The sequence below is a fragment of the Brevibacillus sp. NSP2.1 genome, assembly GCF_000470975.2.
GTDB lineage: Bacteria > Bacillota > Bacilli > Brevibacillales > Brevibacillaceae > Brevibacillus > Brevibacillus agri.
The window spans coordinates 3,744,816-3,758,413 of record NZ_CP048274.1 but is presented as its reverse complement, the minus strand read 5'-3'; the positions used below and the strand labels follow the sequence as shown (position 1 = coordinate 3,758,413).

Annotated in this window: 11 protein-coding genes; all 11 read left to right on the top strand. The window is 55.4% G+C overall.

Annotated elements, in window-relative coordinates; translation table 11 throughout:
• Window positions 1-292: 292 nt before the first annotated feature.
• The 11 genes from M655_RS18310 (at window position 293) to mltG (ending at window position 13,543) form a co-directional block, all read left to right on the top strand.
• Window positions 293-1,357: an AI-2E family transporter gene (locus M655_RS18310; protein WP_025847106.1), complete on the top strand. Its 1,065-nt coding sequence runs from the start codon at window positions 293-295 to the stop codon at window positions 1,355-1,357.
• 323 nt (window positions 1,358-1,680) lie between these two features.
• Complete coding sequence (alaS, locus tag M655_RS18305) at window positions 1,681-4,329, top strand: alanine--tRNA ligase (protein ID WP_026558415.1); 2,649 nt, start codon at window positions 1,681-1,683, stop codon at window positions 4,327-4,329.
• Window positions 4,330-4,450: 121 nt separating this feature from the next.
• Entirely contained in the window at window positions 4,451-4,711 is a 261-nt protein-coding gene (locus tag M655_RS18300; RefSeq protein ID WP_005832489.1) for an IreB family regulatory phosphoprotein, read from the top strand.
• A gap of 9 nt (window positions 4,712-4,720) precedes the next feature.
• Complete coding sequence (gene ruvX / locus M655_RS18295; protein ID WP_007782299.1) at window positions 4,721-5,137, top strand: Holliday junction resolvase RuvX; 417 nt, start codon at window positions 4,721-4,723, stop codon at window positions 5,135-5,137.
• A 6-nt stretch (window positions 5,138-5,143) separates the two neighbouring features.
• Entirely contained in the window at window positions 5,144-5,434 is a 291-nt protein-coding gene (locus M655_RS18290) for a DUF1292 domain-containing protein (RefSeq protein ID WP_005832492.1), read from the top strand.
• 86 nt (window positions 5,435-5,520) lie between these two features.
• Window positions 5,521-6,978 carry a sigma-54 interaction domain-containing protein gene (locus M655_RS18285; RefSeq protein ID WP_005832494.1) on the top strand — a complete coding sequence of 486 codons (1,458 nt, stop codon included), beginning with the start codon at window positions 5,521-5,523 and terminating at the stop codon, window positions 6,976-6,978.
• A 281-nt stretch (window positions 6,979-7,259) separates the two neighbouring features.
• Window positions 7,260-8,159 (top strand): NAD(P)-dependent oxidoreductase, encoded by a 900-nt coding sequence (locus M655_RS18280; RefSeq protein ID WP_005832496.1) that lies wholly within the window; start codon window positions 7,260-7,262, stop codon window positions 8,157-8,159.
• Between the two features lie 25 nt (window positions 8,160-8,184).
• Entirely contained in the window at window positions 8,185-9,645 is a 1,461-nt protein-coding gene (locus M655_RS18275) for a CoA-acylating methylmalonate-semialdehyde dehydrogenase (RefSeq protein ID WP_005832498.1), read from the top strand.
• A 65-nt stretch (window positions 9,646-9,710) separates the two neighbouring features.
• Window positions 9,711-10,904 carry an iron-containing alcohol dehydrogenase gene (locus M655_RS18270; protein WP_026558414.1) on the top strand — a complete coding sequence of 398 codons (1,194 nt, stop codon included), beginning with the start codon at window positions 9,711-9,713 and terminating at the stop codon, window positions 10,902-10,904.
• A 12-nt stretch (window positions 10,905-10,916) separates the two neighbouring features.
• Window positions 10,917-12,254: a GntP family permease gene (locus M655_RS18265; protein ID WP_035423375.1), complete on the top strand. Its 1,338-nt coding sequence runs from the start codon at window positions 10,917-10,919 to the stop codon at window positions 12,252-12,254.
• 188 nt (window positions 12,255-12,442) lie between these two features.
• Complete coding sequence (gene mltG / locus M655_RS18260) at window positions 12,443-13,543, top strand: endolytic transglycosylase MltG (RefSeq protein WP_026558412.1); 1,101 nt, start codon at window positions 12,443-12,445, stop codon at window positions 13,541-13,543.
• The last annotated feature ends 55 nt before the right edge of the window (window positions 13,544-13,598 follow it).

Genomic DNA, 13,598 nt, shown 5'->3' with positions numbered 1-13,598 from the left:
AAAGGGAGACAAAAGAAAACGACCTTTCCCTGGACAGGCAAAGGTCGTTTGAAAACAAAAATAGACCTTTTACCTGTTAGGCAAAGGTCTTGCTTACAACATCCAAAAAGCATGTTGCCAACATAGCCGGGGATTTCTCCCGTAATGACGACTATGTTGCGAAAAAGCTACTCCCCTTTGGAGATATCCTCTTGTAACTCCATACTACTGCGGCGTATTCCGGGTGTCAATAGGTTACATGATTTTTGTGCGAAGAACACACCCTAATGGAAATGGAGAGGAGGTGTCCTTCGTGGATGAACTGCGCCGAAGCCGTCTGTTTGCTGCTGCGCTTTGGCTGATCGCGCTGCTCGTCATCGGCAACCTGCTGTGGATGCTTCGCCCGGTCCTTGCCCAGCTTTTTGCTCTTTTGGAGGAAGTGCTGATTCCCATCATCCTGGGCCTGGTCATTGCGTATTTGCTGCACCCGATTGTCGTGCTGCTGGAAAAAAGGAGAGTCCCACGGCTGATGGCCGTTCTGCTTATTTACGCATCGTTTGTGCTGGTCATCACGGTCGCTGTCATCAACGCCATCCCCGTTTTCACCAATCAGCTTGTGGAGCTGTCCGACGACTTGCCCCGGCTGATGGAGTGGTACTACACGTGGATGAGCGAGTGGGAGGCGCACAAATACTTTTTGCCGGACAGCATCTCGCACGGGGTCGACCGGGTGATTATCCAGTCGCAGGAAGGGATGTCCCACTCTGTGACCAAGCTCGTCAACAACGCGCGCAATTCGCTTGGCAAGCTGTTCGCCTTCGCCATCGTTCCGTTTATCGCCTTCTATTTTTTAAAAGACATGAAGGCGCTGCATGAGACGGGCATGTCGATCGTGCCCAAGTCGTACCGCAAGCAGGTGCTGGTCGTCTTGCGGGACATCAACGAATCGCTCGGCAACTACATACACGGGCAGATGATCGTGGCCCTGGTCGTCGGCGTGCTGGCTTACCTCGGCTATTGGCTGATCGGCATGCCGTATCCGTTCGTGCTCGCCGCAGTCGTGTGCCTGACGAACATCATTCCTTACATCGGGCCATTGATCGGCGCTGCGCCTGCGATGGTCGTCGCCTTGACGATCTCGACGAAAATGCTGCTGTTCGTCATCGCCGTCAACCTCGTCATACAGGTGGTGGAAGGAAACATCTTGTCGCCCAACATCGTCGGACGCTCCTTGCAACTGCATCCGCTGACGATCATTGTGGCGCTGCTGGTCGGGGAGACGCTCGGGGGCATTATCGGCCTGATCGTGGCGGTGCCTGTGCTCGCCGTATGCAAGGTGGTCATCAGTCGAATCGCCGTCATGATGCATGAAAGTTGACATGGATCAGGAAAAAAATTTATAATACGAACAAATGAGTACAAGTGAGATCAATGAGGGAACGAGTACGTTGCAGACCTTCTACAGAGAGGGTGCTCCACGGTTGAGAGGGCGCTCAGAAGAAGTGCAACGGAAGGCTACTCCTAAGACCGGGCAAAAACCGGCGGGTTGGCACCGTTACATGCCCAAAAGCGACAGACTGTCCGCGCCTTTTGGCCTGCAATGGAGTCTGTAAGCAGGGTGGTACCGCGAGAAAAAACAGTTCTCGTCCCTGAGGGGATGGGAGCTTTTTTATTTATTTTTCTTAACAGAGGAGAATGCAGATGAAGAAGCTGACAGGCAATCAAATCCGCCAGATGTTCCTTGATTTTTTTGTAGAAAAAGGACATCGCATCGAGCCGAGTGCTCCGCTTGTTCCAATCGACGACCCGTCCCTCTTGTGGATCAACAGCGGCGTGGCGACGCTCAAAAAGTATTTTGACGGCCGCATCATTCCAGACAATCCGCGCATCACCAATTCGCAAAAATCAATCCGTACCAACGATATTGAAAACGTTGGCCGCACGGCTCGCCACCATACGTTCTTCGAAATGCTGGGCAACTTCTCTATCGGCGACTACTTCAAGGCAGAAGCGATTGAGTGGGCATGGGAGTTTTTGACCAGCCCGAAATGGATCGGCTTTGATCCGGAGCGGCTCTCCGTCACCATTCACCCGGAAGACGAAGAAGCGTTTGAGCTGTGGAACAAAAAAATCGGCATTCCGGAAGAGCGCATCATCCGTCTGGAAGGCAACTTCTGGGACATCGGGGAAGGTCCGAGCGGTCCGAATACGGAAATTTTCTACGACCGCGGAGAGGAGTTCGGCAACGATCCGAACGATCCGGAGCTGTATCCGGGCGGCGAAAACGAGCGTTACCTCGAAGTGTGGAACCTGGTGTTCTCCCAGTTCAACCACAACCCGGACGGCACCTACACGCCGCTGCCTAAGAAAAACATCGACACCGGCATGGGGCTGGAGCGGATGGCCTCCATTCTCCAGGGCGTGGACAACAACTTCGAAACAGACCTGTTGTTCCCGCTGATCGAGCAAACGAGCGCGATCTCCGGCGTGAAGTACAAGACAAGCCCAGAGCTGGACGTAGCGCTGAAAGTCATTGCGGACCACGCGCGCACTGTCGTGTTCGCGATCGGGGACGGAGCGCTTCCTTCCAACGAAGGCCGCGGCTACGTCATCCGCCGTCTGTTGCGCCGCGCTGTGCGCATGGGCAAAAAGCTCGGTGTGGAGAAGCCGTTTCTGTACAGCCTGACCGAAACAGTCGGCAAAATGATGGGCGAATTTTACCCGGAAGTTGTGCAAAAGCGCGAGTTCATTGAAAAAGTGATCCGTGCGGAGGAAGAGCGCTTCCACGAGACGCTGAACGACGGACTGGCGATCCTGTCCGAGATGGTGAAGGCGGCAAAAGAAAGCGGCCAATCGCAACTGTCCGGTCAAGATGTGTTCAAAATGTACGACACATACGGCTTCCCGGTCGATCTGACAGAGGACTTCGCGAACGAGCAAGGTCTGACAGTGGATCGCGACGGCTTCGAGCAAGCGATGGAGGAGCAGCGCGAACGTGCGCGTGCAGCCCGTCAGGACGTGGACAGCATGCAAATCCAGGGGGGGCCGTTGTCCGAATTGACGGTTACAAGCGAGTTTGTTGGTTATACTGAATTGGTAGCAACAGGAAAAGTAGAAGCGATTATTTTGGACAACCAGTTGGCTGACGAAGCAGAAGAAGGCCAAACGGTACAGGTCATTCTCGACCAGACGCCATTCTACGCTGAAAGCGGCGGTCAGATCAACGACGAAGGGTACTTGCTCTCCGATTCTGTCAAAGCGCGCGTGACAGATGTGCAAAAAGGGCCAAAGGGCCAAAACGTTCACTCTGTCACCATCGAAGCAGGCACACTGCGCAAAGGCGACACTGTTCGCGCGGAAGTAAACCGCGAAGCTCGCCTGGCGATTACGAAAAACCATACAGCGACACACTTGCTGCACCAGGCGCTCAAAGACGTATTGGGCACGCACGTCAATCAGGCAGGTTCCCTCGTGGCACCGGAGCGTTTGCGCTTTGACTTCACGCACATCAGCGCGATCACGCCGGAAGAGTTGGAGCGCATCGAAGCGATCGTCAACGAAAAAGTGTGGGAAAACCTGGCTGTCGAAATTTCCAACAAGCCGCTGGCGGAAGCCAAAGCAATGGGCGCGATGGCGCTGTTTGGCGAAAAATACGGCGACATCGTGCGCGTGGTCAAAGTCGGCGACTACAGCCTGGAGCTTTGCGGCGGATGCCATGTCAATAACACGGCCGAAATCGGACTGTTCAAGCTGGTCAGCGAAAGCGGCATCGGCGCGGGTACGCGACGGATCGAAGCTGTGACCGGACGCGGGGCTTACCAGTTCTTGAACCAGCAGTTCACGACGCTCAAAGAAGTGGCTCACGCACTGAAAGCACCTGTGCTGGCAGAAGCGCCTGCGCGCGTGGAGAGCTTGCAGCAGCAACTGAAAGAGGTTCAGCGTGAAAACGAATCGTTGCGTGCCAAACTGGGCAACATCGAAGCGGCATCCCTGACCGATCAACTGAAGCAAGTAGACGGCATGAACGTGCTCGCTACCCGCGTATCGGCTTCTGACATGGACAACCTGCGCGGCATGGTGGACGAGCTGAAAAACAAGCTCGGCTCCGCAGTGATCGTGCTCGGCTCCGTCGATGGCGAGAAGGTCAATCTCGTGGCTGGCGTCACCAAAGACCTGATGGATCAAGGCATCCACGCCGGAAAAATCATCAAGGAAGTGGCAACCCGTTGCGGCGGCGGCGGCGGCGGTCGTCCTGACATGGCGCAGGCGGGCGGAAAAGATCCTTCCAAGCTGCAAGAGGCATTGGATGCGGTCGCGGAGCTGGTCAAAAGCCAGGCCGTAGCGAAATAGCCGATTCCCGCCAAGAAATTTGCAAAATCGACAAGGAGTAGGTTGCATCCGAGTCGAATACAGTAAGGAAGCGAAAAGTCCATACAACCTTTAAGTCTTGAAGGAAATCGAGGTGTTGATTGTGAGTTCGTTGGATAATACCATGAAATTCACGGTGCCCAAGGAAGCGAATACGGCGGATGTGCAGGCAACATTGACAGAGGTGTACAAAGCCCTGCAGGAAAAAGGATACAACCCGATCACCCAGATCGTCGGTTACTTGCTTTCTGGCGACCCGGCGTTTATCCCTCGCCACAACAACGCGCGCAGCCTGATTGGCAAACTGGAACGGGACAAAATCATAGAAGAGTTGGTGACCGTTTACTTGTCCGAGCGCAAGTAGACCTTGAACATGACGAGATTGATGGGATTGGATGTAGGCGACAAGACGATTGGCATCGCGGTCAGCGATGAGCTGGGGTGGACCGCCCAAGGGGTGGAAACGATCAAGCGGCAATCAAAGGAAAAAGATTTGGCCCGCATCCAGGAATTGGTAGCGCACTATCAAGTAGGTGCTTTCGTAGTAGGATTGCCGAAAAACATGAATGGCACAATCGGACCGCGCGCCGAGATGTGCCAGGCATTCGGCAAGCTTTTGGAGGAACGGACATCTCTTCCTGTCCACATGTGGGACGAGCGATTGACGACGATGGCAGCGGAGCGCATGCTGATCTCTGCGGATGTCAGCCGTCAAAAGCGCAAGACAGTAATAGACAAAATGGCGGCCACATTGATCCTGCAAGGATTTTTGGACGCGAAATCGAGGTGACCCAAAGTGAGTGAAGAGATGATGGAAGAATTCGAAGTAGGCGACGTGATTGCCCTGACAGAAGAGGGAACGGAGGAGCCGCGCGATTTTCGGATCATGTACATTTTTGATATCGAGGACCGCAGCTACCTGGTGCTCGTTCCGGTCGATCAGGAGGAAGAAGAAGAGTACGAGGTTCACTTCCTGCGCTACGACGGTACGGACATGCTGCAGCCAATCGAAGACGATGAAGAGTGGGAGCAAGTAGAAGCGACCTTCGAAACGTTGATTGCTGATTTAGAGAAAGACGGGATTTAACATTTGGAGAGGGGGCGCATGCCCTCTCTTTTTCCTATCAAAATAACTGTTTTGTAAACGAAAACAAACAGATAGGAGAAAGCGAAATGGATATCACGGGCGCATCCGGCTCCGAATTGATTTGGGAAAAGTACAAGGAAGCCGAAAAACGGTTGAAAGAGCTTGAAAATTCAATCGAATGGTTCAAAGTTTGCTTCGATACCGCGTACGAAGGCATTACGATCGTGGACGAGCGCGGCTACATACGAATGATGAACGATGCGTACTGCCGCTTTATCAGTGTGCGCAAAGAAGATGTCGTCGGGCGTTATGTGGAGGAAGTGATCGAAAATACGCGTTTGCCGGTCGTGCTGCAAACAGGGATACCGGAGCGAAACCAGGCGCATCGGCTGCTCGGCCAGGACATGGTCGTACACCGCATCCCGATCTGGAAGGACAACAAGGTCATCGGCGCAGTCGGCATGCTGATTTTTGAAGGCGTGTCGGAGCTGTACAAAATTTTTGAGCGCATGCAAATCTTGCACGAGAAAATCGGCGACAACCGGATCGTGTTCGAATCGCCGAAGCCGAAAAGCAACAAAGTCACCTTTGACCAGATCATCGGAGAAAGCGAGTCGATTGCCGAGGCGAAAAAAATCGCCCGCCGCGCCGCACAAACGTCCGCTACGATTTTGTTGACCGGAGAGAGCGGTGTGGGCAAGGAGCTGTTTGCCAAAGCGATTCATTATTTAAGCCCGTTTCAAAACGGACCGCTCGTGAGTGTCAATTGCGCCTCTATACCGGAAAATTTGCTCGAATCGGAGCTGTTCGGCTATGAAGAAGGCGCATTTACCGGCTCGCGAAAAGACGGAAAGCCAGGCAAATTCGAGCTGGCGAACAAAGGGACGCTGTTTCTCGACGAGATCGGGGACATGCCGCTGCACATGCAGGCGAAAATTTTGCGCGTGCTGCAAGAGCGGGAAGTAGAGCGGGTCGGGGGAACGAAGAGCATACCTGTCGATTTTCGCCTGGTGGCGGCTACCCATCGCTCCCTGGAGGAAATGGTGCGGGAGGGGACGTTCCGCAAAGACTTGTACTACCGCCTGAACGTCATTCCGATTCACATTCCGCCGCTGGCACAAAGAAGGACAGATATCCCGCTGTTGATCGCCGCCCAACTGCAAGCGATCAGCCAGAAAAACAACATGCCGGCAAAAGACATCGACAAGGAAGCGATGTCTTTGCTGATGAACTACGACTGGCCGGGCAACATCCGCGAGCTGGTCAATACGGTCGAGCGGCTCGTCACCTTGTCCGAGGACGATCGCATCCGGACGAGTGATTTGCCGGAAGTTTTTTTCGGCAAAGGGGCTTGGCGTGGCGAGCAGGAGCCAAGCGCGTCATGGAAGCAGCCTGTCTCGGTCAAGCGCGGCCAGCAGGATGAAAAAAAGCGCATCCTCGAAGTACTGCAGGAAATGAACGGCAACAAGTCCAAGACAGCGAAAAAGCTCGGCATATCCCGGGCGACGCTGTACAACAAGCTGAACAAGTATCAACTGGGTTAAGCGGTAAGCAGGCGGTCGCTGAAAAAAGTGTCTAGACAATCGTTGTGTAATGTCTGGACACTTTTTGTATTTTCTGAACAGTCAGACTCAAAAAAGAAGCGGCGCGGCAACATCATCGTCTGCTGGCATGCAATGTGCTAGATAACGATAGTCAAAAAGGAGCGCTTGCGCTCCGGGGGAAGCGGGGACTTTCGGCGGCTTCAGGCTTGGGAATGCCAGCTTCGTCAAGGAAACTTTTCGCAACCGCTGCCAGCGCGAACAAATGACAGAGGGGGAAGTATATGGCGGATACACCTGTAATCGGCATCATCGGTCTTGGCAATATGGGAATGCCCATGGCGACCAATTTGGTACAAGCGGGCTATGAAGTGTACGGCTTCGACGTCAATGCGAAGGCGGAGCTGGAATTTGCAGCCGTCGGCGGAAAGACGGGCTTGACGGTCGCGGAGGTCGTGCAAAAAACAGACGTCATTCTCACCAGCCTGCCTTCGCCGGACATTGTTGAAAGCGTTTTTACAGGCCTGGACGGCATCCTGGAACATGCGCGGGCCGGACAGACTGTAGTCGATACGAGCACAGTAACGCCCCAGTTGAACGAGCGGCTGGCACGGGCGAGCCAGGCAAAGGGAATCGGGTATTTGGCCGCCCCTGTCAGCGGCGGGGTTGTCGGGGCGAAAAACAGGACGTTGACGATTATGGTCGGCGGCCCGAAGGAGCTGTACGACAGCGTCTATCCGGTTTTTATGGCGCTCGGCCAAAATATTTTTCACGTCGGGGAACGAGTGGACAGCGGCACGGCGGTCAAACTCATCAACAATTTGCTGATCGGCTTTTACACGTCTGCGGTCAGCGAAGGGGTGGCGCTGGCAAAGCAGATGGGCCTCGACCTCGACCTGCTGTTTGACATTTTGAATGTCAGCTACGGGCAGAGTCGCATCTACGAGCGCAATTACAAAAGCTTCATTGCCCCCAACGATTTCGCGCCCCATTTCTCGTTGAATTTGCTGCTGAAAGACTTGCGGATCGCCCAGGAGATGGCGCAGCAGTCCGGCCTGTCCTTGCCGATCACGGCCGAGCTGCTCGCGATTTACGAGCAGTCGCAGGAAGCCGGCTTTGGCGAGCAGGATATGGCTGCCCTGTACGCCTACATCTGCCAGTCGCAAAGCGCGGTTCAATCGTAACCATTTACGGAGAGGAGAGTTTTTCATGACGACAACAGCGGTCAAACGCATCCGCAACTTTATTAACGGCGAGTGGATTCCGTCCAGCTCCGATCGCTTCGAAGCGGTTATCAATCCGGCCACGGGGCAAGTGATTGCCGAAGTCCCCCTGTCTTCCCGCGAAGACCTGGAGGCGGCGGTGAAGGCGGCGGAGGAAGCGTACACCTGGTGGCGAAAAACGCCTGTGCCCAACCGCACGCGCATTTTGTACCGCTACCATCAGTTGCTGGTGGAGCACGCCGAAGAGTTGGCGGTCATCATTACGAAAGAAAACGGCAAAAACATCAAAGACTCGCGCGGAGAGGTGCAGCGCGGCATTGAGGCGCTGGAAGTGGCTACCGCGACTCCTACGCTGATGATGGGGCAGGCGCTGCCGGAAATTGCCACGGGCATCGAAGGGGTCACGTACCGTTACCCGCTTGGGGTAGTGGCTGGCATTACGCCGTTCAACTTCCCGATGATGATTCCGCTGTGGATGTTCCCGCTCGCTCTCGCATGCGGCAACACCTTTGTGCTGAAGCCGTCCGAGCGCACGCCGCTTTTGGCTGAAAAGCTGGTAGAGCTGATGATGGAAGCAGGTCTGCCAAAAGGGGTGCTGAACATGGTGCACGGCGCCCACGACGTCGTCAACGGCATTTTGGAGCATCCCGCCATCAAAGCGATTTCTTTCGTCGGCTCCCAGCCAGTGGCGGAGTACGTCTACAAAACCGGAGCAGCCAATGGCAAGCGGGTCCAGGCTCTCGCCGGGGCGAAAAATCACGCGGTAGTCATGTCCGACTGCCACCTGGAGAAAACCGTGCAAGGAATCATCAACGGGGCTTTTGGCAGTGCCGGAGAGCGATGCATGGCAACTTCTGTCGTGTGTGTCATGGAGGATATTGCCGATGCGTTTATCGCCCGTCTCGTAGAGGAGGCGAAGCAGCTTTTGGCAGGCGATACGCTGGACGAATCGGCTTTTATCGCTCCGCTCATTCGCGATTCGCACCGCAAGCGGGCGCTCAGCTATATCGAGAGCGGCGAAGAGCAAGAAGCAAGCCTGCTGCTTGATGGCAGAAGCGTGATGCAGGAGCTGCCGGACGGCTACTACCTCGGGGCGACCATTTTTGAAGGGGTCACGCCGGAGATGAAGATTTGGCAGGACGAAATCTTTGCCCCGGTCTTGAGCATCGTCCGGGTGAAAAGCCTGGATGAAGCGATCGAGCTGGCGAACAAATCGAATTTTGCCAATGGAGCCGTACTCTACACCACCTCTGGCGAAAACGTGCGCCATTTCCGCGAAAATATTGATGCCGGCATGATTGGCGTGAATGTCAACGTGCCTGCGCCGATGGCGTTTTTCACCTTTGCTGGCAACAAAGCGTCGTTTTACGGGGATTTGGGCACGAACGGAACAGATGGCGTCCAGTTTTTCACCCGCAAAAAAACGGTGACCGCCCGCTGGTTCTGATTTGTCTAAAGAAACGGATCAGGGGGCGAGCGCAGCGTTTGCCCCCATTCAAGGAGGGAGCCGTCATGGCGTTTCATGAACTGTTGATGCCGCAGCGCATCGTCTACGGGCAAGGAAGCTTTGCCGAGGTCGGCCAGGAAGCGCGGCGACTGGGGCAAAAAGCATTGTTGATTAGCGATCCGGTGATGGAAAAGGTGGGCAATGTAGCTGCCTGCGAAGAGCACTTGCAGGCGCAGGGCCTCGTTTGCGTCACCTATGCGAAAGTGGATTCAGAGCCGACGGACATTCATCTCGCGGAAGCGCTGGCCCTCTGCCGGGACGAACGGTGCGACGTGATTGTGGCCGTAGGGGGCGGGAGCTGCCTCGATACGGCAAAAGCAGTCGCTTTGCTGATGACCAATGAAGGGCAGATCGCGGAGTACGTCGCCAAAGCCAAAACGGTTGTCAATAAGCCGCTGCCGCTGATTGCCGTGCCGACGACCGCAGGCACAGGCTCGGAAGTGACGAAAATGACCGTCATTACCGATACGGCCCGCCAGGTGAAAATGATGCTCGCAGACCCCACGCTGCTGCCGCACGCGGCGATTGTCGATCCGCTGTTGAGCGTGTCCTGCCCGCCGAATGTTACGGCAGCGACAGGAATTGATGCTCTCTGCCATGCGATTGAAGCCTACCTCTCCCGGCGCGCCCAGCCAGCTACCGACATATGGGCAAGGACGGCGATTGAGCTGATCGCCACCCATTTGCGGCGCGCGTACGAAGACGGAGCGGACTTCGAGGCCCGGGACAAGATGGCGTTTGCCTCGATGCTGGCTGGCGCCGCCTTTTCCAATGCGTCTGTCGCGCTCGTGCACGGCATGTCCCGGCCGATCGGAGCCGTTTTCCACGTCCCGCACGGCATCTCAAACGCGATGCTCTTGCCTGCCGTGCTGGCCTATACAAAAGAGGCGGCAGTGGGCAGGCTCGCCGAAATCGGAAGGCTGATGCAGCCGGAAATCAAAGCGCTTTCTGACGAGCAGGCGGCAGAAGCGACAATCGAAGAGATCAAGAGCTTGTGCCTCGATTTGCACATTCCGAGCTTGCGCCATTGGGGAATTGACCAGCAGGCCTTCCAGAAGGCCGCGCCCAAGATGGCTGTGGACGCTTTGGCGAGCGGAAGTCCGGGTAATAATCCGAAAATTCCTACAGTTGAGGAGATTGTCCGGCTGTATCACATTGCCTATGACTACGATTTTCGCGGCAAGCTACAAAATGCGTGAGGAGATGAGGGCATGCTGCTCAGCTTTTTCGGCTTGATAATTGGATTAGGTCTGCTCATCTTTTTGACGATGCGCGGCATCAACATCATCGTCGCGGCCATCGTGTGCGCTGCCGTGGTGGCGGCAAGCGGCGGGCTGGGACTGGAAGAAGCGATGTCGACCCATTACATGGACGGGTTCACGGGCTTTTTTAAATCGTGGTTTTTGACGTTTCTGCTCGGCGCTGTTTTCGGAAAAGTGATGGAGGACACGCAGGCAGCGAAAGCGATCGCCGACTGGGTACGGCGAAAGCTCGGAGCGGGTCGGGCCGTTTTCGCTGTCGTGGCGGCGTGCGCGATCATGACGTATGGGGGCGTCAGTGTATTTATCGTCGCCTTTTCTGTCTATCCGATTGCGGTAGCCTTGTTCAAGGAAGCCGACCTTCCGCATCGGTTCATTCCCGCCGCGCTCGTCTTCGGCTCGATTACGTTCACGATGACGTCCCCCGGCTCGCCGGAAATTCAAAACTTGATTCCGACCCAGTTTTTCGGGACGACGCCTGGGGCGGGCGGCTGGATCGGCGTCGCGATGGCGCTGTTGCTGATGGTGTCTGGCGGGCTTTACTTGAGCCGCGCCGTTGCGAAAGCGGTGAAAAGCGGCGAAGGCTTCGGATATACGTACGACCCGAAAGCAGCCGGCTCGGCAAACGAGGAAGTCGCGGCGACCGCCGCAGAAGCAGCCGAGACGAAGCTGCCGCCTATTTTGCTGGCAATAGCTCCGCTCGTCCTCGTTGTCGCAGCGCTCAACCTATTGTCCTCTTACATTTCCACTACTTCCGCCGTTTTGATCGCGCTTTTGATCGGGATATTCGCCGGGCTTGTGCTGATGAACAAATACGCGAGACATTACTGGGCGATGTTTGCCAAAGGGACAGAAAACGCCCTGATCGCCACGGCCAATACGTGCGCGGTCGTCGGCTTCGGAGCTGTGGCGGCGAAGGTCCCTGCTTTTAGCGCGATTGTGGATACGCTCGTGGGGCTGGAGGGCCTGGAATACGTGAGTCTGGGCCTGTCTGTCACGCTGATTGCCGCGATCACAGGCTCTGCCTCCGGTGGCTTGGGCATCGCCCTGCCGATTTTGGCGCCGATCTACATGAGCCAAGGTCTGGACCGGGGAGCCATGCATCGCATCTCTGCGCTCGCTTCCGGCGCTCTCGACTCGCTGCCGCATAACGGATACATCGTGACGACTGTGCGCGCGGTCTGCCATGAAACCCATCAGCGGGCCTATCGACCGATTTTTGTGTTGAGTGTCGTCATCCCGTTTGCCGTCCTTTGCCTGGCTATCGTTTTGTACATGATGTTTACTTGAGAGAAAAGTTCAAAAGTGTGCTGCAAGCGCTGCTACCGGGCAGCGCTTTTTTTGAGTGGAGAGTTTTCGCTACCATTCCTGATCTTTTGTCTTTTTTTGCCAAAAAACCGTATGCAGTGACAGCGAATGACAGCTCTTGTATAATAGACAGGATGGAGAGAAGAGACCCTAAAGGGAGGATTTCTAGCTTGAAACCAATGTCAGCGAAGCCTGATTTCAGATCAGACAGACCTGCTGCGTACCGGCGCAGGAGAGGCGGCCGGATTGTCATGTGGCTGGTAGCCTTGTTTCTCATCGCCATCGTGGCTGCCGGGGGAGCAGCGTGGTATATGTACGAAGGACTGCAACCCGTAGACGGACCGCAAACGGCCAAAAACGTGACGATTCCCACTGGTTCTTCCGTGCGGGAAATCGGCAGATTGCTGGAAGAGCAAGGGCTGATCCGCAATGCCGATCTGTTCCAGTACTACGTGAAGTACAAAGGCGTGGCCCCGCAACTGAAGGCAGGCGAGTACCAGTTTACAACAGGACAAGCCATTGACGATATGCTCACGGCGATGGCAGAGGGAAAAACGGTAGTGAACGCAGCGCGTTTTACCATCCCGGAAGGCTGGAACATTGAGCAGATTGCCGAACATCTGGACAAGGAAGGCATTGTCGAGAAAGCAGCTTTTCTGAAAGAAGTGAACGAAGGAGAATTTCCGGAGTACGAATTTGTGGCGCAGATTCCGAAAAACAAGGATCGCAAGCACCGTCTCGAAGGGTATTTGTTCCCGGAGACGTACGAGGTGGACAAGGACGCCACTGCGCATGAAGTCGTCTCGCGGATGCTGGCCCAATTCGAGAAAATATGGCAGCCGCAGTGGACAGAGCAGCTCAAACAGCGCGGACTGACGCTCGATGAGGCGGTCAGCCTCGCTTCCATCGTGGAACGGGAAGTGACGGTAGACAAGGAGCGGCCGCTCGTCGCCGGCGTGTACTACAACCGCATCCGCGATAAATGGCCGCTGCAGGCCGACGCCACCGTGCAGTTTATTTTGGGCAAGCAACGCGATCGGCTGACGTATGAAGATTTGAAGGTGAAAAGCCCGTACAACACGTACCTGAACCCGGGCTTGCCGCCGGGACCGATTGCCAATCCGGGCAGAGCCTCACTGGAAGCGGTTGTCAATCCCGCACAGCACGACTACTTTTTCTACGTCACGAAAAAAGACGGAACCTCGGAGCATTACTTCTCCAAAACACTTTCTGAGCACAACGCAAATGATGCAAAAAGCAGGGGAAACTAACCAGGTTTCCTCTGTTCTTTTTGGCGAGGTATGCTATAATAATGCGGTTGTAACG